The 24,142-nt window shown below is 56.4% G+C and carries 32 protein-coding genes and 1 pseudogene; 21 read left to right on the top strand and 12 right to left on the bottom strand.

Annotated elements, in window-relative coordinates; translation table 11 throughout:
• Positions 1–10: 10 nt before the first annotated feature.
• Complete coding sequence (locus tag WH299_RS15560; protein WP_339550710.1) at positions 11–445, bottom strand: Arc family DNA-binding protein; 435 nt, start codon at positions 443–445, stop codon at positions 11–13.
• Between the two features lie 75 nt (positions 446–520).
• Between WH299_RS15560 and WH299_RS15565 the strand changes: the two genes are divergently transcribed.
• The 11 genes and pseudogenes from WH299_RS15565 to WH299_RS15615 all read left to right on the top strand — a co-directional run bounded on the left by WH299_RS15565 (position 521) and on the right by WH299_RS15615 (position 6,950).
• The gene (locus tag WH299_RS15565) at positions 521–682 is read left to right on the top strand and encodes a hypothetical protein (RefSeq protein ID WP_339550711.1); all 162 of its coding nucleotides are present in this window, start codon (positions 521–523) and stop codon (positions 680–682) included.
• 67 nt (positions 683–749) lie between these two features.
• Entirely contained in the window at positions 750–1,577 is an 828-nt protein-coding gene (locus WH299_RS15570; protein ID WP_339550713.1) for a Rha family transcriptional regulator, read from the top strand.
• Positions 1,574–1,708, top strand: coding sequence for a hypothetical protein (locus WH299_RS15575; protein WP_339550714.1), 135 nt, complete (start codon positions 1,574–1,576; stop codon positions 1,706–1,708). Before WH299_RS15570 ends, WH299_RS15575 begins: the two co-directional genes overlap by 4 nt.
• An 80-nt stretch (positions 1,709–1,788) precedes the next feature.
• Positions 1,789–2,286, top strand: coding sequence for a KilA-N domain-containing protein (locus tag WH299_RS15580; RefSeq protein WP_339550715.1), 498 nt, complete (start codon positions 1,789–1,791; stop codon positions 2,284–2,286).
• 75 nt (positions 2,287–2,361) lie between these two features.
• Positions 2,362–2,838: a hypothetical protein gene (locus tag WH299_RS15585; RefSeq protein ID WP_305385242.1), complete on the top strand. Its 477-nt coding sequence runs from the start codon at positions 2,362–2,364 to the stop codon at positions 2,836–2,838.
• A gap of 480 nt (positions 2,839–3,318) precedes the next feature.
• On the top strand, positions 3,319–3,921 hold the full coding sequence (locus WH299_RS15590) for a tail assembly protein (RefSeq protein ID WP_339550717.1): 603 nt from the start codon (positions 3,319–3,321) through the stop codon (positions 3,919–3,921).
• Between the two features lie 233 nt (positions 3,922–4,154).
• Positions 4,155–4,298 carry a hypothetical protein gene (locus WH299_RS15595; RefSeq protein ID WP_158213546.1) on the top strand — a complete coding sequence of 48 codons (144 nt, stop codon included), beginning with the start codon at positions 4,155–4,157 and terminating at the stop codon, positions 4,296–4,298.
• Between the two features lie 60 nt (positions 4,299–4,358).
• Positions 4,359–5,576 (top strand): annotated as a pseudogene (gpJ, locus tag WH299_RS15600) (TipJ family phage tail tip protein); the annotation flags it as partial.
• A 61-nt stretch (positions 5,577–5,637) separates the two neighbouring features.
• On the top strand, positions 5,638–5,844 hold the full coding sequence (locus WH299_RS15605; protein WP_339550718.1) for a hypothetical protein: 207 nt from the start codon (positions 5,638–5,640) through the stop codon (positions 5,842–5,844).
• A 60-nt stretch (positions 5,845–5,904) separates the two neighbouring features.
• Positions 5,905–6,438, top strand: coding sequence for a glycoside hydrolase family 19 protein (locus WH299_RS15610; RefSeq protein ID WP_339550720.1), 534 nt, complete (start codon positions 5,905–5,907; stop codon positions 6,436–6,438).
• On the top strand, positions 6,435–6,950 hold the full coding sequence (locus tag WH299_RS15615; protein ID WP_339550721.1) for a lysis system i-spanin subunit Rz: 516 nt from the start codon (positions 6,435–6,437) through the stop codon (positions 6,948–6,950). Before WH299_RS15610 ends, WH299_RS15615 begins: the two co-directional genes overlap by 4 nt.
• On the opposite strand, the gene WH299_RS15620 is transcribed toward WH299_RS15615, so the two are convergent.
• The 6 genes from WH299_RS15620 to WH299_RS15645 all read right to left on the bottom strand — a co-directional run bounded on the left by WH299_RS15620 (position 6,937) and on the right by WH299_RS15645 (position 10,751).
• Positions 6,937–7,623 carry an SOS response-associated peptidase family protein gene (locus tag WH299_RS15620; protein WP_339550722.1) on the bottom strand — a complete coding sequence of 229 codons (687 nt, stop codon included), beginning with the start codon at positions 7,621–7,623 and terminating at the stop codon, positions 6,937–6,939. The two genes, WH299_RS15615 and WH299_RS15620, sit on opposite strands and share 14 nt — an antisense overlap.
• Before the next feature lie 284 nt (positions 7,624–7,907).
• Positions 7,908–8,267: a hypothetical protein gene (locus WH299_RS15625; protein WP_339550723.1), complete on the bottom strand. Its 360-nt coding sequence runs from the start codon at positions 8,265–8,267 to the stop codon at positions 7,908–7,910.
• 93 nt (positions 8,268–8,360) lie between these two features.
• The gene (locus WH299_RS15630) at positions 8,361–8,570 is read right to left on the bottom strand and encodes a hypothetical protein (RefSeq protein WP_028616697.1); all 210 of its coding nucleotides are present in this window, start codon (positions 8,568–8,570) and stop codon (positions 8,361–8,363) included.
• A 225-nt stretch (positions 8,571–8,795) separates the two neighbouring features.
• On the bottom strand, positions 8,796–9,470 hold the full coding sequence (locus tag WH299_RS15635) for an anti-sigma factor (RefSeq protein ID WP_339550724.1): 675 nt from the start codon (positions 9,468–9,470) through the stop codon (positions 8,796–8,798).
• Complete coding sequence (locus tag WH299_RS15640; protein ID WP_068932020.1) at positions 9,467–10,102, bottom strand: sigma-70 family RNA polymerase sigma factor; 636 nt, start codon at positions 10,100–10,102, stop codon at positions 9,467–9,469. Before WH299_RS15640 ends, WH299_RS15635 begins: the two co-directional genes overlap by 4 nt.
• Positions 10,103–10,157: 55 nt before the next feature.
• Entirely contained in the window at positions 10,158–10,751 is a 594-nt protein-coding gene (locus WH299_RS15645; protein ID WP_339550726.1) for a fasciclin domain-containing protein, read from the bottom strand.
• Positions 10,752–11,430: 679 nt separating this feature from the next.
• Between WH299_RS15645 and WH299_RS15650 the strand changes: the two genes are divergently transcribed.
• On the top strand, positions 11,431–12,072 hold the full coding sequence (locus WH299_RS15650; RefSeq protein WP_339550727.1) for a glycoside hydrolase family 25 protein: 642 nt from the start codon (positions 11,431–11,433) through the stop codon (positions 12,070–12,072).
• 291 nt (positions 12,073–12,363) lie between these two features.
• The gene (locus WH299_RS15655) at positions 12,364–12,837 is read left to right on the top strand and encodes a hypothetical protein (protein WP_240037370.1); all 474 of its coding nucleotides are present in this window, start codon (positions 12,364–12,366) and stop codon (positions 12,835–12,837) included.
• A 165-nt stretch (positions 12,838–13,002) separates the two neighbouring features.
• On the opposite strand, the gene WH299_RS15660 is transcribed toward WH299_RS15655, so the two are convergent.
• Complete coding sequence (locus WH299_RS15660; protein ID WP_339550728.1) at positions 13,003–14,001, bottom strand: fimbrial protein; 999 nt, start codon at positions 13,999–14,001, stop codon at positions 13,003–13,005.
• 119 nt (positions 14,002–14,120) lie between these two features.
• The gene (locus WH299_RS15665) at positions 14,121–15,038 is read right to left on the bottom strand and encodes a LysR family transcriptional regulator (RefSeq protein ID WP_339550730.1); all 918 of its coding nucleotides are present in this window, start codon (positions 15,036–15,038) and stop codon (positions 14,121–14,123) included.
• A 66-nt stretch (positions 15,039–15,104) separates the two neighbouring features.
• Here WH299_RS15665 and WH299_RS15670 point away from each other — a divergent pair, with 66 nt between their 5' ends.
• Positions 15,105–15,722: a LysE family translocator gene (locus tag WH299_RS15670; RefSeq protein ID WP_126570896.1), complete on the top strand. Its 618-nt coding sequence runs from the start codon at positions 15,105–15,107 to the stop codon at positions 15,720–15,722.
• Positions 15,723–15,758: 36 nt separating this feature from the next.
• On the opposite strand, the gene WH299_RS15675 is transcribed toward WH299_RS15670, so the two are convergent.
• Entirely contained in the window at positions 15,759–16,616 is an 858-nt protein-coding gene (locus tag WH299_RS15675) for a diguanylate cyclase domain-containing protein (RefSeq protein WP_122728942.1), read from the bottom strand.
• A 191-nt stretch (positions 16,617–16,807) separates the two neighbouring features.
• On the opposite strand from WH299_RS15675, the gene WH299_RS15680 reads away from it, so the two are divergent.
• The 5 genes from WH299_RS15680 to WH299_RS15700 all read left to right on the top strand — a co-directional run bounded on the left by WH299_RS15680 (position 16,808) and on the right by WH299_RS15700 (position 20,078).
• The gene (locus tag WH299_RS15680) at positions 16,808–16,969 is read left to right on the top strand and encodes a hypothetical protein (protein ID WP_178083555.1); all 162 of its coding nucleotides are present in this window, start codon (positions 16,808–16,810) and stop codon (positions 16,967–16,969) included.
• A 5-nt stretch (positions 16,970–16,974) separates the two neighbouring features.
• The gene (locus WH299_RS15685; RefSeq protein WP_164393843.1) at positions 16,975–17,292 is read left to right on the top strand and encodes a hypothetical protein; all 318 of its coding nucleotides are present in this window, start codon (positions 16,975–16,977) and stop codon (positions 17,290–17,292) included.
• A gap of 422 nt (positions 17,293–17,714) precedes the next feature.
• Positions 17,715–18,428, top strand: a complete 714-nt coding sequence (locus WH299_RS15690) for a hypothetical protein (RefSeq protein WP_339550732.1) — start codon at positions 17,715–17,717, stop codon at positions 18,426–18,428.
• Positions 18,429–18,562: 134 nt separating this feature from the next.
• Positions 18,563–18,832, top strand: coding sequence for a hypothetical protein (locus WH299_RS15695; RefSeq protein ID WP_122728934.1), 270 nt, complete (start codon positions 18,563–18,565; stop codon positions 18,830–18,832).
• Between the two features lie 748 nt (positions 18,833–19,580).
• Positions 19,581–20,078: a hypothetical protein gene (locus WH299_RS15700; RefSeq protein ID WP_073860010.1), complete on the top strand. Its 498-nt coding sequence runs from the start codon at positions 19,581–19,583 to the stop codon at positions 20,076–20,078.
• Between the two features lie 60 nt (positions 20,079–20,138).
• On the opposite strand, the gene WH299_RS15705 is transcribed toward WH299_RS15700, so the two are convergent.
• Entirely contained in the window at positions 20,139–20,765 is a 627-nt protein-coding gene (locus tag WH299_RS15705) for a helix-turn-helix domain-containing protein (protein ID WP_339550733.1), read from the bottom strand.
• 5 nt (positions 20,766–20,770) lie between these two features.
• The gene (locus WH299_RS15710) at positions 20,771–20,929 is read right to left on the bottom strand and encodes a hypothetical protein (RefSeq protein ID WP_164393835.1); all 159 of its coding nucleotides are present in this window, start codon (positions 20,927–20,929) and stop codon (positions 20,771–20,773) included.
• A gap of 222 nt (positions 20,930–21,151) precedes the next feature.
• On the opposite strand from WH299_RS15710, the gene WH299_RS15715 reads away from it, so the two are divergent.
• Together WH299_RS15715 and WH299_RS15720 are read left to right on the top strand one after the other, a co-directional pair.
• The gene (locus WH299_RS15715; protein ID WP_339550735.1) at positions 21,152–23,269 is read left to right on the top strand and encodes a TonB-dependent receptor family protein; all 2,118 of its coding nucleotides are present in this window, start codon (positions 21,152–21,154) and stop codon (positions 23,267–23,269) included.
• Positions 23,270–23,470: 201 nt separating this feature from the next.
• A complete protein-coding gene (locus WH299_RS15720) occupies positions 23,471–24,013 on the top strand; it encodes a sigma-70 family RNA polymerase sigma factor (protein ID WP_028616684.1) in 543 nt (180 codons plus the stop codon).
• Positions 24,014–24,142: the final 129 nt, after the last annotated feature.

Raw genomic sequence — 24,142 nt, forward strand, 5'->3', positions numbered from 1 at the left:
TTCGAATGGCTTATTCCTTAGGGTATCGCTTGCGAGGCTTGGGCCCGGTGTTTGGGCTCTCAACATCTTCTTCTTCGAATTTGCCGATGCCGCGCAGGGCTTTGATCATGGCTGACATGATCTTTTCTTCTTGTGCCGTGAGCGGCCCATCCAGACCGGTGATCAGACGATCCTTGTGGATTTTCGTGGTTATCTGGGGGTAGGGGCCTGGACTGTAAAATGGGTGCTCAGGATTCATCCGATCAAGATCGCTAACCCCCATTTCATCTGTTTCAGTAAAGCTTCGCTCTAGGCGATCAAGTATCTCAGCAGTAGCTGAACGCTTGTTTTGCTTGGCCGCGACCATTACCAAGTCCCGAAGATCCTCTGGTATGCGGAGATTGAACTGTGGATCGCTGCGACTCATCTCAAACCCGGTTCTATTTAATTGAACGAAATAATGCATCACGGTGGTATTGACGGCAATGCATCACCGTTATACATTTGTGCTATGAACAACGGTGATGCATCTGGAGGGAATATGAAGGTAAGGGAAATGGCGCAGGTGGTATTTCGGGCAGAGCCGGATATCAAGGCCTGGCTTGAAAAGAAGGCTCAACAAGAGGAGCGCAGCCAGAACTGGCTCGTTGGGAAGGCGCTAAGGGAGGCGATGCAGAGAGATGAACAAATCAAACAGGCATGAAAAAGCCCCAAGCGCGCCAACGCTTGAGGCTCATGAAGCAGAACGTCTAACTATCAGGAAAAACGTCATGAGCAAGAATACCACAGTAGTTGACATGCGCAAATTCGTGGAGGCTCGCAACGGCGAGGTTTTCACCTCAACTCGGCAGGTCGCTGAAGCATTTGAAAAGCTCCACAACCACGTTATTGCCAAGGTCAGAGCACTTGAGTGTTCTGATCAATTTTTAACCGACAACTTTTCGTCGGTTCAGTTTGAGCATCGCGGCAACACTTATGAAGCTTTCGAGATGACCAAGGACGGTTTCATATTCCTGGTTATGAGTTTCACCGGCAAGAAAGCCGCAGCTATCAAGGAAGGTTACATCGCAGCCTTCAATTGGATGGCAGAGCAGCTTGGCCTTTCGAGTAAGTCTCTGGTTGCCAAAGCTGTCTCCGAGGCACTGGGCGCAGAAGGCGCGCGGACGCTCAGCAATGTGATGCGCTGCCGTGTAGCCAAGCTGGATGCTGAGCATCAGCGCAGCGCCACAGCCAAACTCGCTTCAGCACTTCACGCCCGCTTCGATGTTCCGCGCATGGAACTGATACCCGCTGACCAAATGGACGCAGCCTGCAATTTCGTTGCGAGCTATGCCATTGAGGGCGAGTACCTGCCGAAGGGCGGCAACCAATCTGTAGACATCCCGACCGAACTTTCGGAAACCCAGCGCTACCTGGTGTTCACTGACGGCACCGGCAAGCGTCAGGTTCAGCCTGTCCCGTTAGACGCGTGCGTGATGTCGCCGACTCAGTTCCTGGTGGCCGTCACTACATCGAACGGACTTCATGTGCCGCCTGCGGCACTGTTCGACTTCGCCTTGGCGGCGATGGAGAAAGTGAAGTGGAGGGTAGCCGCATGAACTTCATCCTAAAAGTTGGTGGCCGTGCCCTGATCCTGATGCCGGAGCGGCCAAACCTGGTCGGTCGCTCCGGCCAACTGATCCGCAAGATCGAAGAAAACTGGCTGATGCTGGTCGAGGGCAAGCGCTAATCGGTCAGCGAGAAAAACCTGATGCCGCTCGACGGCTTCAATCCTGGTGCAGCAGCCTCGGTCGAGTGGAGGAAAACAGCATGAGCAATATCGTTCCGTTTGATTACGAAGGTCATCCGGTACAACTGAGCGCGGATGGCTGGCTGAATGCGACAGCGATATCTAAGAAATTTGGCAAAAGGCCAAGTCACTGGCTCGCGCTCCCGACCACGTCTGAATACCTGGAGGCTCTGGCCAAACGACTATGTGTCGGATTCTCTGACACATTAATTCGTCGGAAGATGGGGCGAAACGGTGGGGTATGGTTGCACCCCAAGTTGGCTGTCGCATTTGCGCGGTGGTTGTCCGCCGACTTCTCGGTTTGGTGTGACCTACAAATCGACGCGCTTCTCCATGGCGATGTGGATGCTCGTAAGCGCTTCGACTCCGCATGCCTCGCGCTTGAGCGGGGCCAGCAGCTCGCGAGCCTAAGTGGAAAAGAGCTTTCGGGATGGCGGTGGGCCAAGCCCGGCCTGGAGCATAACGTCGACTATTGGAGGGAGCAGCTTCAACTAACACTGCAGCTCGACGCAGCGTAACCCTTCTCACGAACCCGAAGAACCCCGCCCGTGCGGGGCTTTCGTCGTACCAAAATCAGATTAAAGGGATTCAAAATGGATTACAGCAAGATCGAAGCTAAAGAACGCATCAAGCTAGCAGTGAAGGCTATGGCCAAGCAGGATCTTGCTGAAGTGAAGTTGCTTTCTGATTCTGCTCCCGTCGAGTCAGTGTTGGTTTCCGAACTGGTGTTCTCCAAGGCGCTTCAAGGGCTGATTCAGAGCGTCACTTCTTTCGAAATGGAGATGAGAGGGCTTGCGCTCACGTTCGCTTGCTACAGAGGAGATGATCGAGGGATGGTCCTTGGCGACTGCGTCGACCAAGCAACAGCAGCTAAGAAAGCCTGGGCCGACTTTTCTGCGGATAAGGGTTTCTCTTCGCAGGAACTGATGGCCATTATTGGTGGGCACCATCAAATGGTGCTTAACCTTTTCGATACGAACCTTGAGCCTAAGCCCGGATTGGTCGAGCATTGGAGGTCATTGCTTGAGTTCTGCTTTGCCGGCCATATGGAAGTGAAGGGCCTCCATTGATTTGACGGTCAGCAGGCGCATGTTAGTTTGTCTTCTTTCATCACTATTGAAGGGCGACTGTCATGCGTTTTGTTGGAGTTCTTGCATTGCTTTTTACTGCGCTGCTAGGTGGTTGCTCGAGCGTGGCAGAGACCCGAGAAAATCCACCGATCCTTCAACTCTCCTCAGCCCACAAGGCCAAGGACGTAGCGGAGTGCATTCGTGACGGATGGCAGGGAACTACGGTATTAGGCGCTGGTATTGGAGGTATTTTGCAAACGTCCGGTGATCGCTACACGATCCTTGCGCCGGATGCTCAGTCGCCTTTGCATCTGGTCGATGTAATTCCGAATAAGGGCGGCTCAAGTATCCGCTATCACTTTTACAGAACTTGGCAATCTCCATTAGAGAGAGTCACTGATGTAGTGAGGTCCTGTGCCAAATAGGCGGGATAACCAAGAAGCCACCTTCGGGTGGTTTTTTATTACCTGGAGAAAAGCTATGCCTGCATTGGCTATTGAATATTCACCGCTAGAAACTATTCGTCTTGGTGGAATGCTGCGTCAGTTTGGCAAGGAGTACAGGTTATCGGTGCGCACGCCTGCCGAGGCCATAAAGGCGTTATGCGTTCAAATTCCTGGTTTTGAGAGATTCATCTCTAATGCTAAATCCAGAGGCTTGGAGTTCGCCGTTTTTCGAGGAAAGAAAAACATCGGAGAGGGCGAACTCTGCTTTCAGGGCAAAGGAGAAATCAGGATCGTCCCCGTCATTACGGGCTCCAAGCGTGCGGGCTTGCTGCAAACCATTATTGGGGTGGTAATCGTTGCATTGGCGTGGTGGAACCCACTTGGCTGGTCAGCAGCTACGGCTCTTGCGGTAGGAATGGGGGGCGGTTCAATGGCCATTGGGGGCGCGATTCAAATGCTCAGTCCACAAGCTGGCGGCCTCAAGATGAGCGCTGCGCAAGAGAACACGCCTGGCTACGCCTTCGGAAGCGCCAAGAACACCACGGCATCCGGTAATCCGGTACCGCTCTGCATCGGCGAGCGCCGCTGGGGCGGGGCAATCATCAGTGCCGCGATTTACGCCGAAGATCAGATGTAGCTGTTATGTCTCCCTTATTGGGAAGACAGCTAAAGGAGCGTGAGGGTAATTGGGCACCTAATGACTACAGAAACCCTCACTAAGGCTACGCAGCATCAAATAGTCGGGAAACCGACACCCAGAGCCGCAGATGATCGAGAGATCGCCGGGCCAGAAAAGCAAAACCCCCGGACGTTCGCAGCGTACCGGGGGTTTTTATTTCAACCCCATGACCATTCCATGAGGAGAACTATTTGAAGAATACCAAAGGGAAGCTAACCGTGACAGGAAAGATGACGGAAGGCGGCGCCAACGTTGCTGGTGTCATGTTGGCATTTGGCGCAATGGCGCTGATGATCGGCGGCGCGGCTGCTTTAGTGCTGCATGCGATTCACTAACACTTCGAAGAATTGAGCACATGACCGCTTTAGGCGGTTTTTTATTGCCTGGAGGAAAGCATGGGCGCAGCACGCAAGATTGAAATCCACGGCGCCAAGGGCGGCGAAGACAAACCAAAAACGCCAACGGAAGCCCCGGACAGTCTGCGCTCAGTCGCTATTGCCAAGATGCTCATCGCTATCGGTGAGGGTGAGTTCGAAGGCACGCCTACGGCGCGCGACATCTATCTCGACAACACCCCACTGCAAGACCCCCAGGGCAACATGAACTTCCCGAACGTGAAGTGGGAATGGCGCACCGGTGCGGTGGACCAGACCTATATCCAGGGGATCCCGTCGGTCGAGAACGAAACCACAATCAGCACTGAGCTACGCAGCGGCACGCCATGGGTCCGGGCGATCAGCAACACCCAGCTTTCCGCCGTGCGCGTGCGCTTCGCCTGGCCGGCGCTCCAGTCTGTGGATGCCGGCGGGAACATCAATGGGTACCGGATCGAGTACAAGGTTGAACTGGCAACCGACGGCGGTGCTTACCAGCAGGTGCTTAGCGAAGCTGTCGACGGCAAGGCCACCAGCGTGTACGAGCGCACCCGCCGCATCGATTTGCCGAAGGCTACTTCTGGCTGGCTGATGCGCATTACGCGACTGACGATCAACCAGAACAACAACAAAATCTCCGACACGATGCAGATCGCCGGCTTCACGGAGGTGATCGACGCCAAGTTGCGGTACCCGAACACCGCACTGCTCTACATCGAGTTTTCGGCCGAGCAGTTCCGCAGCATTCCAGCGGTAACAGTCGGCTGCAAGGCTCGTAAATGGCAGGTCCCCAGTAACTATGACCCCGTTTCGCGGACATACAGCGGTATCTGGGATGGGACGCTGAAAGAGGCATACACCAATAACCCAGTCTGGGCGACCTACGGAATCACTACCGTCGACCGCTTCGGCCTTGGCCGCCGCATAAAGCCGTGGATGGTCGATAAATGGGAGCTCTACAGGATCTCCCAGTATGCGGACCAGTTGGTGCCCGACGGTAAGGGTGGCATGGAGCCGCGCTTCATCTGCAACCTGAACCTGCAAAGCAAGGCTGATGCCTGGTCGCTTCTGCGCGATATCTCGGCGATCTACCGGGGCATGACTTACTGGGCTCAGGGCCAAGTGTTCACCCTGTCGGATATGCCGCGCGCTATCGACTACGACTTTGCCTATACCGGCGCGAACGTCATCACTGAGGGGCGTCAGCCGTTCACCTACTCGAGCGCATCGGAGCGCAGCTTCCCGGATACTTCGCCGCCTGCCATAGAGATTGAACCCGTACTCTTGGAGAGCCCAGTGAATGATTGACTTGAGCAAGCTGGAAAGGATCAAGACTCCTGCCGATATCGCGCAAGAAGTTTCAGCTGAAGAGGCGCGCCGCTATCTGCGGGATACCGACTGGTACGTCCTTCGACAGATAGAGACGGGGCAGGCTATCCCTGATGATATCAAGTCGGGCCGCAAAGCCGCCCGAGACACCATCAGCGCGGTAGCCGCTGACGCCTGACTCATTGATGCCCGAACACACCAGCCGCCTTGAGCGGTTTTTTTGTGCCTGGAGAAAAGCATGCCGATCACCGAGCAGCAGTTGCTGCAGATCCTCCCGAACGCCGGCCGCCAAGCCGGCGTTTTTGTTTCTGCCCTGAACACGTCCATGAACCGCTACGGCATCGTGGGCCCCGCGCGGGCCACCGCATTCATCGCCCAGGTTGGGCATGAGTCTGGCCAACTGCGCTACGTGCGTGAGATCTGGGGGGCCACCGCGCAGCAGCTCACCTACGAAGGCCGTGCCGACCTGGGCAACATAGTCAAGGGGGACGGCTCGAAGTACCGTGGGCGCGGACTGATCCAGATCACCGGCCGAGCCAACTATGGTGCATGCGGTGAAGCCCTGGGCCTGGACCTGATCAACACCCCGGAGTTACTTGAGCTGCCGCAGCACGCAGCGATGTCGGCGGCCTGGTTCTGGTCCACCAAGGGGCTCAACACGCTGGCGGATCAGGGTGAGTTCACAAAGATCACGCGGCGCATCAATGGTGGGCTCACTGGCCTGGCCGATCGCCTGCAACTGTGGGAGCGGGCGAAAAAGGTGCTGGTATGACACCCGTGCAGAAGCTGGCCGGGCTGGTGCTGCTGATCCTGGTGCTGATGGCCAGCGCCGCGGGCGTGACCTGGCAGGTTCAGGACTGGCGCATGGGCAAGCTGCTCGCCGTGCAGGCTGGCCTACACCAGGATGATTTGGCGGCAATCAGCAATGCCGCTGCCGCCCAGGCGCGCACCGAGCAGGACAACCGCCTGGCGCTGGAGCAGCACCTCGCCATCCAGGACCAACAACACACCAAGGAATTATCCGATGAGAAACACAAGCAGGCTGTTATTCGCGATCGCCTTGCCACTTCTGATCTGCGGCTGTCAGTCCTCCTTGCCAAGGATACAGCCAGTGCCTGCGACGTGCCTGCCGCCCCCGGCGCCGCCGGCGTGGTTCATGCAGCCCGTCGAGCCCAACTTGACCCAGCGCATGCTCAACGAATTATCGCCATCACCGACGCCGGCGACCAAGGACTGATCGCGCTGCGGGCTTGCCAGGCGTATGTCCGGACTATTGCGCACTGACAGGATTGATAATTCCGGCCTGTTGGTTTCGCACGTTACCAACTGCGAAATCCACTTTGAACCACTCAAACACCTCGGACGGTTCGCTCTGGTGCAGCAACATCTGCTCGGCGCGCTCCTTGGGCGTGGCCGGGTCCAACCATTCCCGCGCCAGATCCGGGGTCAGCACCACGGGGCGCCGGTCATGAATGTCCACCATTCCCCCGGCGCTTTCGGCTGTGATGATCACGAAGCCATCATGCTCGCCCGGGCCTTCATCAGCATCCGGTAGCTGGCCGATGGCAGCGCAGAATATCGGTGCACCATCCCTGCGACGGATCAGATATGGCTGCTTCTTGGGGCCGCCTTCATCTACCCATTCAAACCAACCGTCTATGGGTGTGATAGCCCGGTGCGGCCAGATCGCCCGGAAGAATGGTCCGTGGGCTACCTTCTCGACGCGCGCGTTGATTGGAGCTGCGCGTTCCTTCGCCCAATGTGGTCTCCATCCCCAACGGACCGGGTCGGCGTGCAGTAAGTCTCCCTGCAGATGGAGCAGCGCAACCTGAGTTGTTGGCGCGACGTTGTAGCGCTCAATCGGCTGATCGCCCACAGAGATGGCCAGGGCATTGGGCATGCTCAGCGCTGCAACAAAGTCATGGATGCCGCGGTACTGCGTCAATCTTCCGCACATGATCGTCTCCGCTCGTCGGGGCTGGTGAACAGACAGGCTTCGGTCAGTCTCTACAGGGTAGACACTGGGCAAGAGCATTCGTCATGACGATCAGTAATGGGCAAGGCAAGGCATTAGAGGGATCAACCCCGCCGAGCAATAGCACAGCGCCGGGGTCTCTATCCCCCCAAGAGCGGTACGACATGAGCATGTCTGCTGCGAACGTTTTGAGGTCGCATGGACTGATTGACGGGGCCGGTTTTATCGACTTGTCAGATAGAGCTTTGACTGCATACGCAGACGAGCTAGGTTGAAGGCTCTTTTAGATTTGTCAGCTCCACCAGCAACCGCTGATTCTCCCTTAATAGGTGCTCGTTCTGACTTGCGATCATTTTCAAGCCCATGATCTCTTTTGCCATTTCCGAGGACTGGACATTTGTACGGCTTAGCTCTGCTTCAAAATATCGCAGCTTCGTTTCTGCTGTCGTCTTCCCGGTAGCCAGCAAGTCATTCATCTGGACAAGGCCGGCCACATTGGCCCGTGCCTTGCGAAGCATTGCCTCGGTCTGGATGAGTTCGTCCTCCAAAAGCGCGCATTGGTGCTGGTACATTTCGAGGGGCGAGGGGCACCCGAGCCAGTCCTCTGTGTCCAAGTCGATGCTCATGTTTGTCATATCCAAATGCTGTATGCGTGCACAGTAATTTGGATTTGATTAGGCGGAAGGCTTGAGGCGACGAACTGCAGGGTTACGCGTCGGTCAGTCAGGAGACATGAGGACTGCCAGAGTCAGCTTAATGAATTCCTCGTTTTCGTCGATGGTGTGCAAAGCGCCGCGGATGTTCTCAGCCACATCGGCTGAGCCGCGCTGTTCGATCCAGTTCGATAGCTCCATGATGGAGGCTTCCAGGGCCAGCTGATTTTCGTAGAGCTTGGACAGGAGGGAGGGAAGTAGGTCTGAGTTTGGCATCGGCGTTCCTCTGGTGGAGTGAACAGCGTAGCAGTTGGCGATTGGGAGCCCATCCCAAGGTTATGAGTGTCCACCCTCGACCCAAAGCTGGCTCTAGTGAACGGCAGCGGCCGGCCAGAAGCTGCCGTTCACTACTCATGAGTCGGTTGAGCTGGCTTCGAACTCTGGACGACCGATCATTGAGTCGTTTACTCACGAAAAGATTAAAGACTTACCGCCACGGAGTTACAGTACCGTAAGCGCGCCCTGGTAAAGCACCGGACCTGTCGGCTGTCCTGTCGGCGATCCGCCATCGGGTTCAAGACTGACGGCCAAAGTGCTTGACTCACCCATGAGAGCTTTCTGCGCGCTGGCCAACTTGATCTCCCCATCTCCACCTGGCGGTATCACCCCAAGGGACACGGGTTTGCCACTTAGCGGAATAAGCCACATTTCCAGGCTACGACCCTTTTCAACTTTCGCTAACGCCTGCGGTTTGATTCTCAGGTAGTCCTCTCGCGTTTCAATGCTCATCCAAGACTGTGCGTCAGCGCTATACAACGTGGCACCGTAGCGTACATCGTCACGGCTGTAGATAACGCTTAGCGATACTGCTGCTACGAGTGAGCATGCTGCGATCGTCATTCGGAGCCAGTTCCAGAGAGGCCGTTTCATAGGCAGCTGCATTGTTTGCGGATCTATGCGAGCCGTAACTTTGCGCCAAACACGATCCGGTACAGGTTGTTCAGGCAGAGCCTCCGTGAGGCTCATGAGGCATTCCTGCCATTGCGCAAGTTCCGCGCGAAGTTCCGAGTCTTTTAGTAAAAGTTGCTCAAAGCGCCGGCGTGCGGTGCGCGGCATCAACCCGATGGCATAGTCGGCGGCAAGTGCGCGACGCATACTTGGAGTTTGGTAGTTCATGACTCAAGGCACCTGCGCAGATGCTCCATGCCCCGGCGTATCCAAGACTTCACCGACCCTAGCGGTGCTGAAAGGTGTTCGGCCAACTCTGAACAGGAGAGTCCCCCAAAGTAGGCAATAGTGATCGACTGGCGTTGCATCCCTTCTAGCTTATCCAGGCACCGATGTAATGTGCTGGACTCACGGGAACTGTTCAGTTGGTCATGTGCCGAGGGGCTGTCATCAACCAACGTCTGCGCGTCGAGATCATTCAGCGGACGGTCGCGATATTTTCGCAATTGGTCGATGGCCTGGTTTCGCGTTATGTTGATCATCCAGGTCATCGGCGCGGACAGGTGGGATTGGTAGCGTGAAGCATTGTTCCAAATGCGCACAAAACTTTCCTGCAGCACCTCTTCAGCGAGATCCGAACGTCCCATGAGCCGCAAAGCCACGCCGTGCAAGCGCGGACTCACGCTACGATACAGCGTTTCAAATGCGCGTCGATCACCCAGGGAGCACTGGGCTAAAAGGTGTTTGAGTTGGTCGATGTCGGCGATTGGAATAGCCTTTCTCCAAACGATTAAGTCGTGAGGTGCTAAATGTCGATTGCAGCCAGAGGTTAGCCCACGGCGCGCTGTTGTTCCATTCACGGGTGGGCTCCTCGGAAAACTCGCCAATCCTGCGGATGGCGACCGGCGATGTCAGTCAACTTTTCGGCATCAGCACCTTATCGATGACCTGTATCACACCGTTCGACTGGTACACGTCATAGGTGGTGATGTCGGCGACGTTACCCTTCTCGTCTTTGATGGTGATGTTGTGCGGGCCATTCATCATTGCCCACAGCTTGCCTCCTGAGACAGTGGTAAGTTCGGCCTTACCGCCACCGGCCTTGATCTTTTCGGCAAGGGTGGCCATGTCCAGTTTGCCGCTCACAACGTGGTAAGTGAGGATCTTGCTGAGGGTTGCCTTGTTTTCCGGCTTCAGCAACGTATCGACGGTTCCGGCGGGCAAAGCAGTAAAGGCTGAATTGACCGGTGCGAACACGGTAAAGGGACCTTTGCCCTTGAGAGTGTCGACTAGACCGGCAGCTTTGACAGCGGCGACCAGGGTCGTGTGATCTGCGGAATTTACTGCGTTATCAACGATGTCCTTGCTCGGCAACATGCTTTGCCCGCCTACCATTACGCTGCCGTGGCTCATCGTCGCTGCCTGTGCCGCGTTGAACACTAAGCCGCTACCTGCCGCCAAGGTCAGCAGGCCGACTATCAACGGCGTTTTGATGGAGATGCTTTTCATCGCGATGATCCTTTATGAGGAGATTCGGCCAGGAAGGTCTGTCCGTGTTTGATATACGTGGCGGCGTTCGGAATGGATGCAGTACCTCAGTTTTTTTGTGATCTGGAAATTACGCGATCCAGTGATCACTGCTTCTTAAGCAAGGTGGCCATATTCCAGCTAGAAGGTGTTTTTTGTGCACGGCTGCTTTTGGCCGGTAACGGCCCTTCTTGGCCGGGGGGTCCCAATCGAATGCTGCCGTCGGCGACCAGCGGCTTTCGGCCAGGTGCAGTCATACGATTTGTCTGGTGAGTAGCGGCCTATTAGTGGTTTTGGTTTGGTCGGCAGGACGGCGGGGGAGGGGTAATTCGTTTCCGCAACCTGATGCGTGCCCCTTGTTCTATGCGGCTTGTAGGGCATCAAAAAATGCTCTGATGCGGAAATGATGATGTCCTAAGCTGTTGATTTGTATTGTTAATTTGGCAGTCTTGAAAACCGGCGGACGTTAATAGCGTCTCCAGGGTTCGAATCCCTGGTTTCCCGCCAAACATGAAAAAAGATCCCGCGAGCCAAAAGGCTTTGCGGGATTTTTTTTGCCTGCTATTTCGTTATCGCCGGGTGGGGTGCGGTATTCCAATAGTGCATTGCTGATGTGTGTCGATGAAAGAATCGACCCGACATCCATTGCAGGAACGCACAGATGAGTTGCAACGAACCGACTAAAAACGAAAATGCGCGGGGCATCGACGTGTCGCGCTGGCAGGGCGATATTGACTGGACCCGCGTCGCGGCTGCGGGCATCACCCATGCAATCGCCAAAATGACAGAGGGTGGAGACTACACCGACCCAAAATTTGTCACGAACTTCCAAGGTATGCAGGCAAACGGTGTGAACGCCGGGGTCTATCACTATTTTCGTGCGTTGAGCAGTACGCCGTGCGAGCAACTGACCAATATCAAGGGGCGTCTGGCCGAGGTGGCGTTCAACGCCAGGCGGGATACTCTGGTCATTGATGTCGAGACCAATCGCAACGAGGGGGCGAGCCCGGATCAGATGGCCGATGCCCTGTTTCAGCTGGTGACGCTAATTAGGGTTTCGCTGCTGGAGGGGGCATACCCGCACATCTACGCCTCTCCCAGCATCTGGAGTAACCGCGTGGCCTGGCGCAAGTACGATTTCAGTGAGTGCCCGCTGTGGATTGCCCATTGGGAAGTGGCTCAGCCCACAGTGCCTGAAACCTGGAGCGCCAAGGGTAAAAGCTGGGAGTGGTGGCAACACAGCAGCAAGGGCCAGGTTGACGGTATCCACGGGCCGGTAGATTTGGATTGGGTCAAGTCTTAATGCCCTGCATCACAACGGCCCCATTCAGGGCCGTTGCTATTGACTACCTTTGCCTATTTGAAGGGCTTGGCGGTTGCACGAATTGCATTGACCCTCGCGTCTGCTCTGCGATCGAGCTTTTACTCGTCATCTCTTTGTTTTTTTACTACTATTACCCGTCTGTGCGCTCAAGGAAGAGAGGCTGAGCGCCTTGAGTCTGGTAGAAAATCTACACTCGATCATTGAGTGAGCTATTGCTTTTACCCAGAACCTAACGACTCAGCCAACCATAATTACTTCTTGGTGAAACCGATGGATAAAATGTGTGGCATCGTTGTAGTGGTAGGACTTGCCCTCGCGGGATGCGCTACGAAAACTCCAGAAAAAACTGAAGTGACTCCACCTCCTGCCGTCGTCCATGAAGCATCACCTGAAGCCGTACCGTCGTCACCTAATTATACTGTGCGATATGAGTCTGAACCTGCTGCTGACGTTGCAGCCCATGCTTCTCCAGAGGCCGCTCAGCCAGAATCAGAAACAAGTCGCGCAGAGCAGTGCCGTAAAGAGCTGGATGTTTTGAAGGTTTACAACAAGCCGTCTTACGTTAAATACGAGGCGGAATACCAAGCCATTGCTTCCAAGACCGCTAAATATATGGAAATCAAGGACTCATTGGGTGCTGATTTGAACTATATGGTCATGCCCGCCTATCAATTTCAAATTCGTGAGTTCTGCTTCCGGGTGAAGACCCGTCTGTCGCAGCTTGTGCTTCGCCAAGCCAAATAATATAGGTTGACCCGCCGTGGGTGCTTCCTGGTCTAAAGAGGTCAGGTGGGCCCGTAAGGCTTAAAAGCGCTGTGGGTTTACCCAAGACTACAAAAGCCAATGCCCCGACTTGTCGGGGCATTGGCTTTTTACGTTTCGACACAGCCCGTGCCGACACTGAGCGTTCTACAAATAGCTCATCACAAAGGTTACCGACGCGTTTGCAGTACCCGCCTTGAGTTCGCCATTGGCCAGCCGGTAATAAGCCGCAGAAAGCGGGATGTTGAAGCTGGTGCCGGTGCTATTGAAGCCATTGAATGGGTAAGTGGTGCCCAAGGCGATGGGTTGACCGCTGTCGTTCATCAGTTTCAGGCCGATGCCTTTGGCCGTTGAGCTGGCGTTCAACGCTACGATGCCCTGCTGCTGATCAATCACTTGAGAAGTTGCGTTAAGGGAATAAGTGACCTTCTGGATACCGGTTTGGCACTGGTTAAGGCTAATGTTGAATTTAACGGCTTGAGACGTATCACCGATATGGCTGAACTCATCCAGGTAGTAGTCATCTCCCATTTGAACAGACACATCTGGTGTCTCGCAGGACGCGGCGTTCAAGATGATTGGATTGGCCAGGTTGATCCTCACAAGGTCAAGGTCACCGTACCGATGCGCCCCAAGACTGCCTGCGGGAACCTCATTTTTCGATGACAGTTCACCTGATTTAATAATTTCAATGGTGTATGTCCTGATAGGGTCTAAGTAAGACCCACTGAGAAGCCTGTCTGCAGTTAAATAACCATTCTGTGTGTTCTTGACTTTGAGTGATAGCCCTGTCTTACCCAGGGGATAGGTGTTGCCAGTGGTAACACTGCCGAGTGTCGGGTTGAGTCTAAAGATAAAAGGGGATGAACCGGTGCAGTTAAAACCTTGCTGTGGTGCTGTGATGGATTCCTCATAAACCACCGTGCCTGCAGGCGCATCTCGAGGAACCGTCAAGGCAACCGGTGCAGCTGCGTAGTTAGCTGTGAACGTTTTCCCTTGGGTGAAAGCACAATTCGCGGCCAATGTATCCGTTGAATAAGCAGAGACTATTACGGCTGCGGTATTCAACAGTACACGCAGTCGGCGTTGTTTTTTTGAAACGCACATTTTGTTTGCGGCCGTGATGGGGAAAAGATGGACGGCCACCCTATCGATCACGCACACCTGAGAAAATCAGGCGATCCTTAGAGTGTGTGCTGCGATGATGCTTTTGGCGTTGGGAGGGGGAAATCATTTGCGCACCTTGATACCTACCCGCGACTTGATTAGTCCACCGTCTGCAACCATTCAATCAGCGCCATTTCGACGCTGCCTTTCTCAGGCTCAGCCGGAGACAGTAGGCAATAGTTTGAGCCGTCTTCAACGAATCCCATGGGCGCAGCCAATACGCCGTTCTGGAGGTCGTCGCGCACTAAATGCCAGGGGCCGATGGCAACCCCGAGGCCTGCTACAGCCGCCTGGATGCTGAAGTAAAAGTGCTCAAATGCTTGCATCTCCATCACAGGGGGTGGCAGTTCTTTTGCCGTTGCCCATTCCTGCCACGCCGTCGGCCGGCTTTTCGTCTGAAGTCGTGGGGCCGATGAGTGCAAAATGTTCTTGCTTGTGTCGAACCATGTGTCGACCTTTTCCGGCCGACAGACAGGTCCAACCTTTTCCGGGAATAGCGCCACGGCGTGATAGTCGGGCGGACGGGGGAAGTCGTCACGTCGAATAGCGAGGTCTATGCCCTGGTCGAAGGAAAATGGGCCACCACCTGCCACCAAGTGAATGTCCAACCCTGGGTAACGTGCCTGGAAGTCGCTCCAGCGCGGGATCAGCCAGCGCATCAACAGGGTGGGCTCGCAGGACAGAACAAGCTGTCGTGCGCGACGGGATTCGGTGCGGATCTCGCGCACGGCGTGGCTCATCACCCCAAACCCTTCACTGACAGCCTTTGCGAAGCGTCTTCCGGTATCCGTTAGAAAAACCTTGCGGTTACGTCGATCAAACAGGTCAACGCCCAAGTCCTCTTCAAGCAAGCGAACCGCGCGGCTGATGGCGCCTGGCGTCAGGTGCAATTCCTCTGCTGCACGGGCAAAGCTTTCAAACCGCCCGGCGGATTCGAAGCAACGCAGTGCAAGTAAAGAGGGCATGCGCAGGTCAGAAATAGACGATTCAAAATCACCTTTTTCTTTAGAAAACATCGTTAGTGCCTGTCGTTAGAGTCTGAAAAAGTAATGGGCCGTGATCGATATTTCTCAAGGTACACCATGAACGAATGGATAGCAGTAATCACCATCACACTGTTGGCATGCATCAGTCCTGGGCCGGATTTCGCCATGGTTTCCCGCAACGGGTTGCTACTGTCCCGGCGGGCGGGCGTTTTCACGGCGCTGGGAATCGGAATGGGGGTGCTGGTACACGTGGGCTATACGCTGCTCGGCCTTGGGTGGGTACTTCAACAAAGCCTGTGGTTGTTCACCGTGTTGAAGTTGGCCGGGGCGGCGTATCTGGTCTACCTGGGCATCAACATGCTGCGTGCCAGGCCAGCAAGTGAGCATGCCGACACTCCGGCGCCGGCCCTGTCCGATCTGGCGGCGCTGCGCACCGGGTTTCTGACCAATGCGTTGAATCCTAAAACCGCGATTTTCATTGTCAGTCTGTTCATGGGGGTGGTGCGACCGGAAACGGGCGTAGCCGTGCAGATGGCCTATGGCGTGTTTATCGCGGGGGCACACGTCGCGTGGTTCAGCCTGGTCGCGCTGTGCTTCTCCGCCGGGCGGGTGCGTGAGAAGTTGCTGGCCGCACGGCATTGGATTGACCGAGTGTTTGGTGGCCTGCTTGTGGCCTTTGGTGCGTCATTGGCGATTGCTCAGCGTTCGAGCTAGGTCGTCACAGAAGATCATCGCCAGCCCGGCTGGCGATTAATTCCACCGCAACCTTTTCACCCGATACATCTCCCCGTCCGCATGACTCAATAGCGTATCCGCATCTTCCCCATCCGCCGGGTAAAGCGCCACGCCGACGCTGCACGACGGCATCTTGACCCCGCCAAACTCAGTGCCCAGCGGCTCAGCCATGACCGCCAGTATCTGCGCCACCTTGCCGGCCATCGCATCCTGAGACTGAACATCCGTGATTAGCACGGTGAATTCATCTCCGCCCATGCGGGCTACCAGGTCGCTCTCGCGCACGCAGCGCTCCAGTCGTCGGGCAATCACACAGAGCACGCGATCGCCCATGGCATGGCCATGCACATCGTTGATGCCCTTGAAGTCATTGATGTCCAGAAACAGCAACGCGAGCGTTTGGTTGTGATGCCGTGCGGATTGCAGGGCTTGGTTCAGTCGCTCATTGAACAGCGAGCGGTTGGTGAGGGCCGTCAGCGGATCATGATGGGCGAGAAAGCGTAATTCTTCCTCGGCCTGGGTGAGCGCCGTCACGTCCCGCGCGACACCGATCCGCGCGCCGACTTCCTTGGACCAGAAGGCCGCCCACAGAATGTGCACGACGCTGCCATCCTTGCGCAGGTAACGATTGCGGAAGTCGACGTGGGGTTGGCCATTCATGACCCGCACAATGGAGGCGCGGGTGCGCGCCAGGTCTTCAGGGTGCATGTAGTCGGTGATCGGGGTGCCGGTCAACTCTTGGGCGCGGTAGCCGAGCAGTGCCTCGCAGGCATCGCTCACGAAGACAATCTGGTTATCGCTGTCGACGACGAAGACCGTATCCAGCATCAAGTGGATCAGTTTGGGATAAAGGGCTTGCAGGTCAACGGGCATGGGGCATAGGGCGTCCGGTTCAGATGGACGATCATAGCCCGATCATCACGTAAGGCGCCTAGGGGGATTGCACATTTTTAATGCCGTTCATGCCAATTGTGCCCTGATTGTTAAAAACCGCTGGCCAAACGTATGATCGGAGCCAGCGCCTAATCTGGTCGCTGAGACTCACCCCTATAAAGGACATGAGCATGCAAAAGCACTTCGGCAATTCAGGCCTGTTCAAGGCTGCTTCGTATCTCTGCAACGAGACTCTCGGCAGCGGCATCGCCCGCTGGGAGTTGAAAAACAGTGCGTTGAATACGAAGGAGTTTTTGATATGTCCAAAGAATTACTCGGAGTTTCTGCTCTAGGATTGATGATCGTCGGTGAGTTTTGTGCAATCTACAGTGAGGTAGTCACTGCCAGGCTGGCTCAAGCCAGTGACGGCTCGTGGCAGGCATTCATCATGCCGGTGGTGGTGATGTGCTTTGCGGGGCTTTGTCTGTTGGGGGCTTATTGGCTGGGGTATCGGGCGGTCGGTGATATCTGGGTGGTCACAGTGGTTTCCGTCACCTCGTTATTGCTGCTGGAACCGGTCGTGATCTGGGTGCTGTTCCAGGAGTTTCCCGGGCGAGGCGCGTTGATCGGGTTTTGCCTGGGGGCCTTGGGCATGCTGGCCACTGTCTTGCTGTAGCTGCACGTGCTGGCCCGGCATACGGATGTCGGGCCAGATTGGAGTGGGTAGTTGGCAATACCTTCCACCGCCGCAACGGCGGCTGAGTGTTGAAACGGTGACATGCAGCTCAGCAAAAAAGCTGTGCCACCGAAAGCAGGCAAATCATCTGAACAACCATTTGCGCACGAATTGGATGTTTCATCGCCATCACCCTTATGTACTGCTGTTTTAATGAGTATAGATCCTGAAAAGAATTATTCAGAATCAAGCCCATTCATCTGCCCAGCGGTCTTTAGTTACAACTATCTGCTCTCGACCGCTGCACTTTTCTGGATTTCTCTGCTCTATCCTTGTCCCAGTCCCGCCGATCACCCGCGTGGGCGGATGAATCAGATCGGGTGCCGATGGATCGCACGTTTCCTTGTTTTAACAGTCGACGGATGCGCCAGCCGTTGCTGCTGGCGGCCTTGTTAATGCTGTGTGCCAGCGGTTGCAGCCAGCAACAGGGTCGGGATATCGCCAAGCAGTTCAGCAATGGCAAGCCCGATGAGTTCTTCCAGACCAGTGTCGATCGCATGGCGACCCTGGGCATGCGCGACAACCTGCAGAGCCTGTATTTGCTGATGAACAAGCTCTATCTGCGCAACCCCAGCCAGTGGCGGCAGTCGGGGTACCCAGACGCTGTGACGGCGGCGCGGGAGATTCGCCTGGCCATTGAGCAACGTCGATCCCTGCCCGCGCTGGGCGATCGGCGTGATCTGGAGGCGCTGAGCTATTCCTTGGGGCCGGACTTCAAGGGCGATCGGGTCGGCGCTTTTATCTATGCCATCGGCAGTATGATCGTGACCGCCCACGGCGGACGCACCGAGTTCTACATCACCGACTCGATCGACCCGCAGTTCGTCAGCAATGCCGCGCGCAATATCGAGAAGGCCACCTGGCTGCTGAGCAAACGCCAGGATGCGAATGGCGTGCTGCTGCTGTTTTCCAACGAGATATCGGAGGAGGGCAGCAACCTCAGTTTCGCGGTGGAGTTCGGCAAGATCGTCGCGCGTCTCGACCTGCTGACCCAGATGCTCGACGAGCGCTACCGGCGTATTGGCCTGAACTATGCGCAGAGTTTGTTGCTGATGAATTTTTTGCCGGTGCAATAAACGGGTCAGCGTCAGGATAAGTGTACGGTGTTTCCTTTTGACGTGTAGGACTTGGCCTATCTTGCCGCCCCATGCTTGAAACACTTCGCGCTCATCAATAGCCTCGGATTTTTCTGAAATCTGAGGCCTTTACCATGGGTAAGCGAAAAACGGTTTGGCCTACTGAAAGAGAAATACGCTTGCGTTTTATCCTGTTTGCAGTGATCGACGCGGCGAGCGTTCATGGCGTTTCATCCGATTTGCTACTGCCCGCGCACAAGTTATTGCGTGATTCCCCGACTGAGGCGCAATTGCTGGAGGTATTGGGCGAAATTCTCAGCACTGATGAGATGTATGGCTTCCGGTTTGTTCCTGGATCAGAAGCGGAAGAATTGATGCGGGTGCTGAAAGTCTTCGATAGTTGAGGGTTTTGTGTGGGGGCGACAGCGTCTGCGAACCAGCTACAGTTGAACGTACTGTGCTGCAGTTTGGCTTTCACAGTATTTCGATCAATGAACGGAGACGTTTCCAATGAAGAAATTACTGATAGGTGTACTGGCAGTATTGTTTTCAACCTTGGCCCATGCGCAGTTTTCTACTGCGGTTCGCCAAGACCAGTCCGGATTGGATGTATTCGCGACCAATACCGACGATAAGCCCCATACTTGTCACATCAGCTTCAGATTCACTACAGAAAACAGTCCTGGAGGTCAAAGTGTGGACACTCAGGCAACCGCGCACCGAGGAATCCAGAATCAAGTGATTCACTCTACGCGAGGTGGGTGGTCGCAGTTCAGCGCGAGTAATGTCAGCGTACAGTGTAACTAAGCGCTGAATTTAGATGACGTTGTCGGGAGGCTGGGTTTGAGCTTCCCAGGTCATGAGGTGTCGAATGGTTGCGTCTCCCCATCCGTTAGAACGTTTATTTCCTTAAGATTGGTCGCTATTCCGCCACCGAATATCCATAGCGTCAAATGGCGAAGTACAGCAGTTGTTGACGCTGCAAGAGTGTCGAAATAGTCGCTTTTACAGCCATTACAGCTGTTTTCTTCAACTAAGCTTCCCTCCGAACACCCATTCCTGCTGCTCCGCCGCCGTCTTGCGCCGCCGTTCTCCGGCTTTAGAATCGACGCCAGAACTTACTCATTTCCTGTCGATTACGGAGTTTCGAAGATGATGAATGCCATGCAGATGCCAATGAACACCGCCATGCCAATGATGCCGATGATGGGCATGCCGATGATGATGGCCACCATGAAATGCGAAATGGCCGCGGACGCCATGATGTGCACCATGAAGCCGGCCGCCGGCATGGACATGGCTCAGTTCAAGACCAACGCCGAAATGATGGCGATGATGATGAACTGCGGCATGCCGATGATGATGCAGTGCGCCAATATGTCGATGATGTGCATGTCGGCCGATGCCATGGCCATGATGACGGGCATGAACATGATGCCGATGATGGGCATGCCAATGCCGATGATGAAGTGCGTGATGGAATGCACGCTGATGGGTGACAGCATGATGTGCAAAATGATGCCAATGCCGGGCATGAGCATGGACATGATGAAGAACTGCTGCATGCTGATGAACAAAATGATGAACGACTGCGCCATGCCGATGATGATGAGCTGCAACGGCATGCCGATGATGTGCTGCACCTGCTGATAGGTCCGGCGCAATAGAAAACGCCCCGATTATTCGGGGCGTTTTGCATTTCAATCCAGGTCAATCCAGGCGCTCGGGGTAAGTGATCACCAGGAAGGCCACTGCCTCGCTGTCTGCCGGGTTGCGGTAGCGGTGGGGCTGATCGGCGTAGAACAAGATCGAGTCGCCGGTTGAAAGGAGGTAGCGCTCATCGTTGACGCTGACTTCCAACACCCCTTGGGCCACCACCAGGTTTTCCTGGATACCGGGCCCGTGGCCTTCGGAAATCTCCTCGCCCAGCGCCCGCAGGCGGATCTCGTAAAACTCTGACTGGCGCGCCGTATCATAGGGGAACAACGCTCGGCTGATAAACGCACCATCGGCACTGACCAGGCGCTTGCTCTGTTGCGCCGGCAGCACCTCCACCCCCTCAAACGCGCGGTCCTCCAGAAACGCTGCCACCGATACCTTCAAACCCTTGGCAATCTTGCACAGAACCTTGATCGACGGCACGCTGCGCCCGGATTCGATCTGCGCCAGCATCGCTCGGCTCACGCCACAGGCGCGCGCCAACCCGTCCAGGGACAAATGACGCTTGCTGCACAGGCGTTGCAGGTTGTGGGCGACGCACTGGCTGATTACATCGTCGTCAGTGCCGGGCTTGGGCAGCGGTTCAGGTGGTTCTGGAATCACGTGCAGGAAATTCATCGGCCTTACGCCCGGCGGGTATCGCTGGACGTTGCGGCCTGAGCGGTAAACACCGCCAGCCCGGCACGCGCTGCGTACATCGCCCACATCAACTCGGCCGCTGCACGCGCTTGGCGGCGTTTACGGTGGAGAGTGAAGTCGATGACGGTGGCGGATACTTGCATGGGGGCGATCTCTGGTACGTGGGTGACTCAGTGACTCCACAGTAATGCGTGGCGGTTATTTCTTTAAATACTGAGTTTGCATGTGGTAATTCGATTTCGGACTTAGCAAAGAATTCCGGTCCGACGCTGTTGTAGGAAGGGTCTGGTCCGTTAATAAGGAGTGACCTGGCGGGCGTCCCAGCCTTCCCACCACGTGCCCCCCGAATTCCAAGGACCTGCCTGATGCTGTTGCGCCACCCTCCGTTGCTGTTTGCCGCCCTGACGTTAAGCTCGCTGGTGCACGCCGAAGACCTGCAATTGGCCCCGGTCGAAGTCACCAGCAGCGAAGCCAGTGCGGGTGAAGTGGCTGAGGCGCAGCTCAAGAGCGTGCCCGGCGGCACCAACTACATCGACATGAATAGTGTGCAGCAGGGGCGGGTGAGCACCAACGAAGACGTGTTCAAGTACCAGGCCGGGGTATACGCCAAGGCGGCGAACAACGAAGGGGTGAAACTCTCGATTCGCGGTTCGGGCCTGAACCGCAGCCCCGGTTCCCATGCCTCCGGTCTATACGAAATGTTCGATGGCCTGCCGCTGACCGGCCCCGGCGGCACACCTTATGAACTGAAAGACCCGTTGTGGCAAAGCCGCGTCGAGGTGCTGCGGGGCGCCAACGGTTTTGACCAGGGGGCCTTGGCCCTCGGCGGCGCCGTCAACTACGTGACGCGCACCGGCTACGACGCACCCAAGCTGCAACTGCGCTACGAAGCGGGCAGCAAAGGCTACGCCCAGCGCGAGATCAGCTCGGGCCAGGTGCTGGGAGACGCTGACTACTACATCAGCCTCACCGACTCCGAGTCCGACGGCTACCAGCGCCAGAGCGCCGGCACCGGCAAGGGCGTGGCCGCCAACTTCGGCTACCGTTTCAACCCGGACCTGGAAACCCGCTTCTATTTCCGCTACCGCGAAACCACCAACGACACCCCTGGCAAACTCACGCGCAGCCAGATCAGCCATGACCCACGTGCGGCCAACAGCCTCAACGCCGCCCGCGATTCCAAGCGCCTGCAACCAGGGTCTACCTGGATCGCCAACAAAACCACCTTGCAGTTGGATGACAATGCCCGGCTCGAAGTCGGCCTGGCGTACCACGACTACCCGATGGACCTGCGCGAAGGCACCAACCGGCTGAAAGTCGCTTACACCGATATCAGCAGTACCCTCAATTACATCCGCCAGGACACGCTGTTCGGCCACGACAGCAAAACCACCGTTGGCCTGCGCACCACCCAGGCGATGCCCAATAACGGCGCTTCGGAGTACGTGCGCACGCCGGCCGGCAATACTGCTGGCTACGCGCCCGGCACCAAGACCCGTGACTACAGCTACCTGGGTTCCGACACCGTGCTGCATGTCGGTAACGACCTCGAACTGGTCCCCGACCTGTGGCTCACCACCGGCCTGGCGGCGATCTACACGCGTCGCGAGACCCAAGTCACCTACCCAGAAGGCCAGGCGCCGCTCAGCCAGCATGACTGGGACTACGCCCCGCGCATCGGCCTGCGGTATGACTTCACCCCGCAACTGCAGGTGTATGGCAACCTGAGCCGTTCGGTCGAGCCGCCGCATGCGTGGTCGATGATCTGGGGTTCGAACAAATACTTTCCTAAAAACAGCGGCCCGGCCACCGGCCTGCAGCGCGAAGGCGTGAGCCTGAAAAACCAGACCGCCACCACTTTGGAAATCGGCGGCCGTGGTGACACGTGGCTCGGCCAGTGGGACCTGGCGCTGTACCGCTCCGAAGTACGCCATGAGTTGCTCACAGTGGAAACCCAGGCCCAGACGTCGACCAGCAACGCCATCGTCGCTGAAAACAATGCCAGCCCGACAATTCACCAGGGCGTGGAACTCAGCCTGCTCAGCCCGTTATGGGAAGGCGGCCGCAATGGCCAGCTCACCCTGCGCCAGGCTTACACCTTCAGTGACTTCCACTACCGCGACGATGACCGTTTCGGCGACAACACCTTGCCGGGCATCCCTAAGCATTACTATCAGGCGCAAGTGCGCTACAGCCATCCGACCGGTTTCTACACCAGCCTCAACACCGAGCATTCATCAAGAGTGGCGGTGGACTACGCCAATTCCTACTACGCCGCGTCCTACACCATTCTCGGCGCTACCTTCGGCTACGACGCACCCAAGCAGGATTGGCAAGCTTGGGTCGACCTGCGCAACCTGACCAACCGGCGCTACGCCAATACCGTCACGCCGGGGTATGACGACAAGGGCGTAGACGTGGCGCGCTCCACGCCAGCGGACGGCCGTGGCCTCTACACCGGCGTGTCATGGAGCTGGCGCTAAAGGAACGTAATTTTTACAACACCCCCGTTCCACTGTATGAGCCCGGCCTGCCGGCGATAGCGATCTTAAGGGCGCCATCGCCGGCAAGCCGGGCTCCTGCAGTGGGCAGCATCCGACATAGGAGCGGCACTTGCTCCTACACCGTTTTACTGGCATTGTTTGCGCAATTGGCAACTATTCCCATTTGAGATCTTTTTGCGCATGCATGACATTCCGGCCGCGCTGGGCGACTCCGTCCGGCAGCAGACCCTCACGGCGATGTACAGCGAGCACCACGGTTGGTTGCATGGCTGGCTGCGCAAGAAGCTCGGGTGTTCCCAACATGCTGCCGACCTTGCCCATGACGCCTTCATTCGCGTCTTGATGCTGGCCGAACCCCAACAGATCAAAGAGCCGCGTGCATTCCTTGCCACCACGGCAGGGCGGTTGCTGATCGATGGCGCCCGTCGTCGTCGCATCGAAAAAGCCTACATGGAAGCCCTGGTGATCCAGAGCGAAGACGCAGGCATGCCCGACCCGGCCGCTATTCATGTGGCGCTGCAAGCCCTGGAACGCATTGCTGAGATGCTTGCCGGATTGCCGGCCAAGGCCCGCGAAGCGTTCCTCTTGAGTCGTCTCGATGGGCTGACCTACAGCGAAATCGCCACACGTCTGGACGTGTCACCCAGCACCGTCAAAAACTACATCTCCAGCGCGCTGGTGCACTGCTACCACAGCCTGCACCCGGCAGACCCGCTGGCATGAGTTCCGAACAGATCATCCAGCAAGCGGCGCAGTGGCTGACCCGCCTGCACGACGAGGGCGTCACCGAAGCGGGCCCCCCCCGCGGGGACACCAAGCGGGGGGGCCCCCCCCCCCCAGGGCGGGGGCACC

It is taken from the genome of Pseudomonas sp. MYb541 (genome assembly GCF_037479595.1).
Lineage (GTDB): Bacteria > Pseudomonadota > Gammaproteobacteria > Pseudomonadales > Pseudomonadaceae > Aquipseudomonas > Aquipseudomonas canadensis.

Bases quoted from the DNA above. Each gene is read 5' to 3' on its own strand.
- WH299_RS15645 (WP_339550726.1), bottom strand. From the start codon at position 10,751: ATGAAAAGCATCTCCATCAAAACGCCGTTGATAGTCGGCCTGCTGACC.
- WH299_RS15615 (WP_339550721.1), top strand. From the start codon at position 6,435: ATGACACCCGTGCAGAAGCTGGCCGGGCTGGTGCTGCTGATCCTGGTG.
- WH299_RS15565 (WP_339550711.1), top strand. From the start codon at position 521: ATGAAGGTAAGGGAAATGGCGCAGGTGGTATTTCGGGCAGAGCCGGAT.
- WH299_RS15580 (WP_339550715.1), top strand. From the start codon at position 1,789: ATGAGCAATATCGTTCCGTTTGATTACGAAGGTCATCCGGTACAACTG.
- WH299_RS15605 (WP_339550718.1), top strand. From the start codon at position 5,638: ATGATTGACTTGAGCAAGCTGGAAAGGATCAAGACTCCTGCCGATATC.
- WH299_RS15590 (WP_339550717.1), top strand. From the start codon at position 3,319: ATGCCTGCATTGGCTATTGAATATTCACCGCTAGAAACTATTCGTCTT.
- WH299_RS15665 (WP_339550730.1), bottom strand. From the start codon at position 15,038: ATGTTTTCTAAAGAAAAAGGTGATTTTGAATCGTCTATTTCTGACCTG.
- WH299_RS15685 (WP_164393843.1), top strand. From the start codon at position 16,975: ATGATCGTCGGTGAGTTTTGTGCAATCTACAGTGAGGTAGTCACTGCC.
- WH299_RS15585 (WP_305385242.1), top strand. From the start codon at position 2,362: ATGGATTACAGCAAGATCGAAGCTAAAGAACGCATCAAGCTAGCAGTG.
- WH299_RS15700 (WP_073860010.1), top strand. From the start codon at position 19,581: ATGATGAATGCCATGCAGATGCCAATGAACACCGCCATGCCAATGATG.
- WH299_RS15625 (WP_339550723.1), bottom strand. From the start codon at position 8,267: ATGAGCATCGACTTGGACACAGAGGACTGGCTCGGGTGCCCCTCGCCC.
- WH299_RS15575 (WP_339550714.1), top strand. From the start codon at position 1,574: ATGAACTTCATCCTAAAAGTTGGTGGCCGTGCCCTGATCCTGATGCCG.
- WH299_RS15570 (WP_339550713.1), top strand. From the start codon at position 750: ATGAGCAAGAATACCACAGTAGTTGACATGCGCAAATTCGTGGAGGCT.
- WH299_RS15705 (WP_339550733.1), bottom strand. From the start codon at position 20,765: ATGAATTTCCTGCACGTGATTCCAGAACCACCTGAACCGCTGCCCAAG.
- WH299_RS15680 (WP_178083555.1), top strand. From the start codon at position 16,808: ATGCAAAAGCACTTCGGCAATTCAGGCCTGTTCAAGGCTGCTTCGTAT.
- WH299_RS15675 (WP_122728942.1), bottom strand. From the start codon at position 16,616: ATGCCCGTTGACCTGCAAGCCCTTTATCCCAAACTGATCCACTTGATG.
- WH299_RS15655 (WP_240037370.1), top strand. From the start codon at position 12,364: ATGGATAAAATGTGTGGCATCGTTGTAGTGGTAGGACTTGCCCTCGCG.
- WH299_RS15560 (WP_339550710.1), bottom strand. From the start codon at position 445: ATGCATTATTTCGTTCAATTAAATAGAACCGGGTTTGAGATGAGTCGC.
- WH299_RS15670 (WP_126570896.1), top strand. From the start codon at position 15,105: ATGAACGAATGGATAGCAGTAATCACCATCACACTGTTGGCATGCATC.
- WH299_RS15610 (WP_339550720.1), top strand. From the start codon at position 5,905: ATGCCGATCACCGAGCAGCAGTTGCTGCAGATCCTCCCGAACGCCGGC.
- WH299_RS15695 (WP_122728934.1), top strand. From the start codon at position 18,563: ATGGGTAAGCGAAAAACGGTTTGGCCTACTGAAAGAGAAATACGCTTG.
- WH299_RS15630 (WP_028616697.1), bottom strand. From the start codon at position 8,570: ATGCCAAACTCAGACCTACTTCCCTCCCTCCTGTCCAAGCTCTACGAA.
- WH299_RS15635 (WP_339550724.1), bottom strand. From the start codon at position 9,470: ATGAACTACCAAACTCCAAGTATGCGTCGCGCACTTGCCGCCGACTAT.
- WH299_RS15710 (WP_164393835.1), bottom strand. From the start codon at position 20,929: ATGCAAGTATCCGCCACCGTCATCGACTTCACTCTCCACCGTAAACGC.
- WH299_RS15690 (WP_339550732.1), top strand. From the start codon at position 17,715: ATGCGCCAGCCGTTGCTGCTGGCGGCCTTGTTAATGCTGTGTGCCAGC.
- WH299_RS15620 (WP_339550722.1), bottom strand. From the start codon at position 7,623: ATGTGCGGAAGATTGACGCAGTACCGCGGCATCCATGACTTTGTTGCA.
- WH299_RS15715 (WP_339550735.1), top strand. From the start codon at position 21,152: ATGCTGTTGCGCCACCCTCCGTTGCTGTTTGCCGCCCTGACGTTAAGC.
- WH299_RS15720 (WP_028616684.1), top strand. From the start codon at position 23,471: ATGCATGACATTCCGGCCGCGCTGGGCGACTCCGTCCGGCAGCAGACC.
- WH299_RS15650 (WP_339550727.1), top strand. From the start codon at position 11,431: ATGAGTTGCAACGAACCGACTAAAAACGAAAATGCGCGGGGCATCGAC.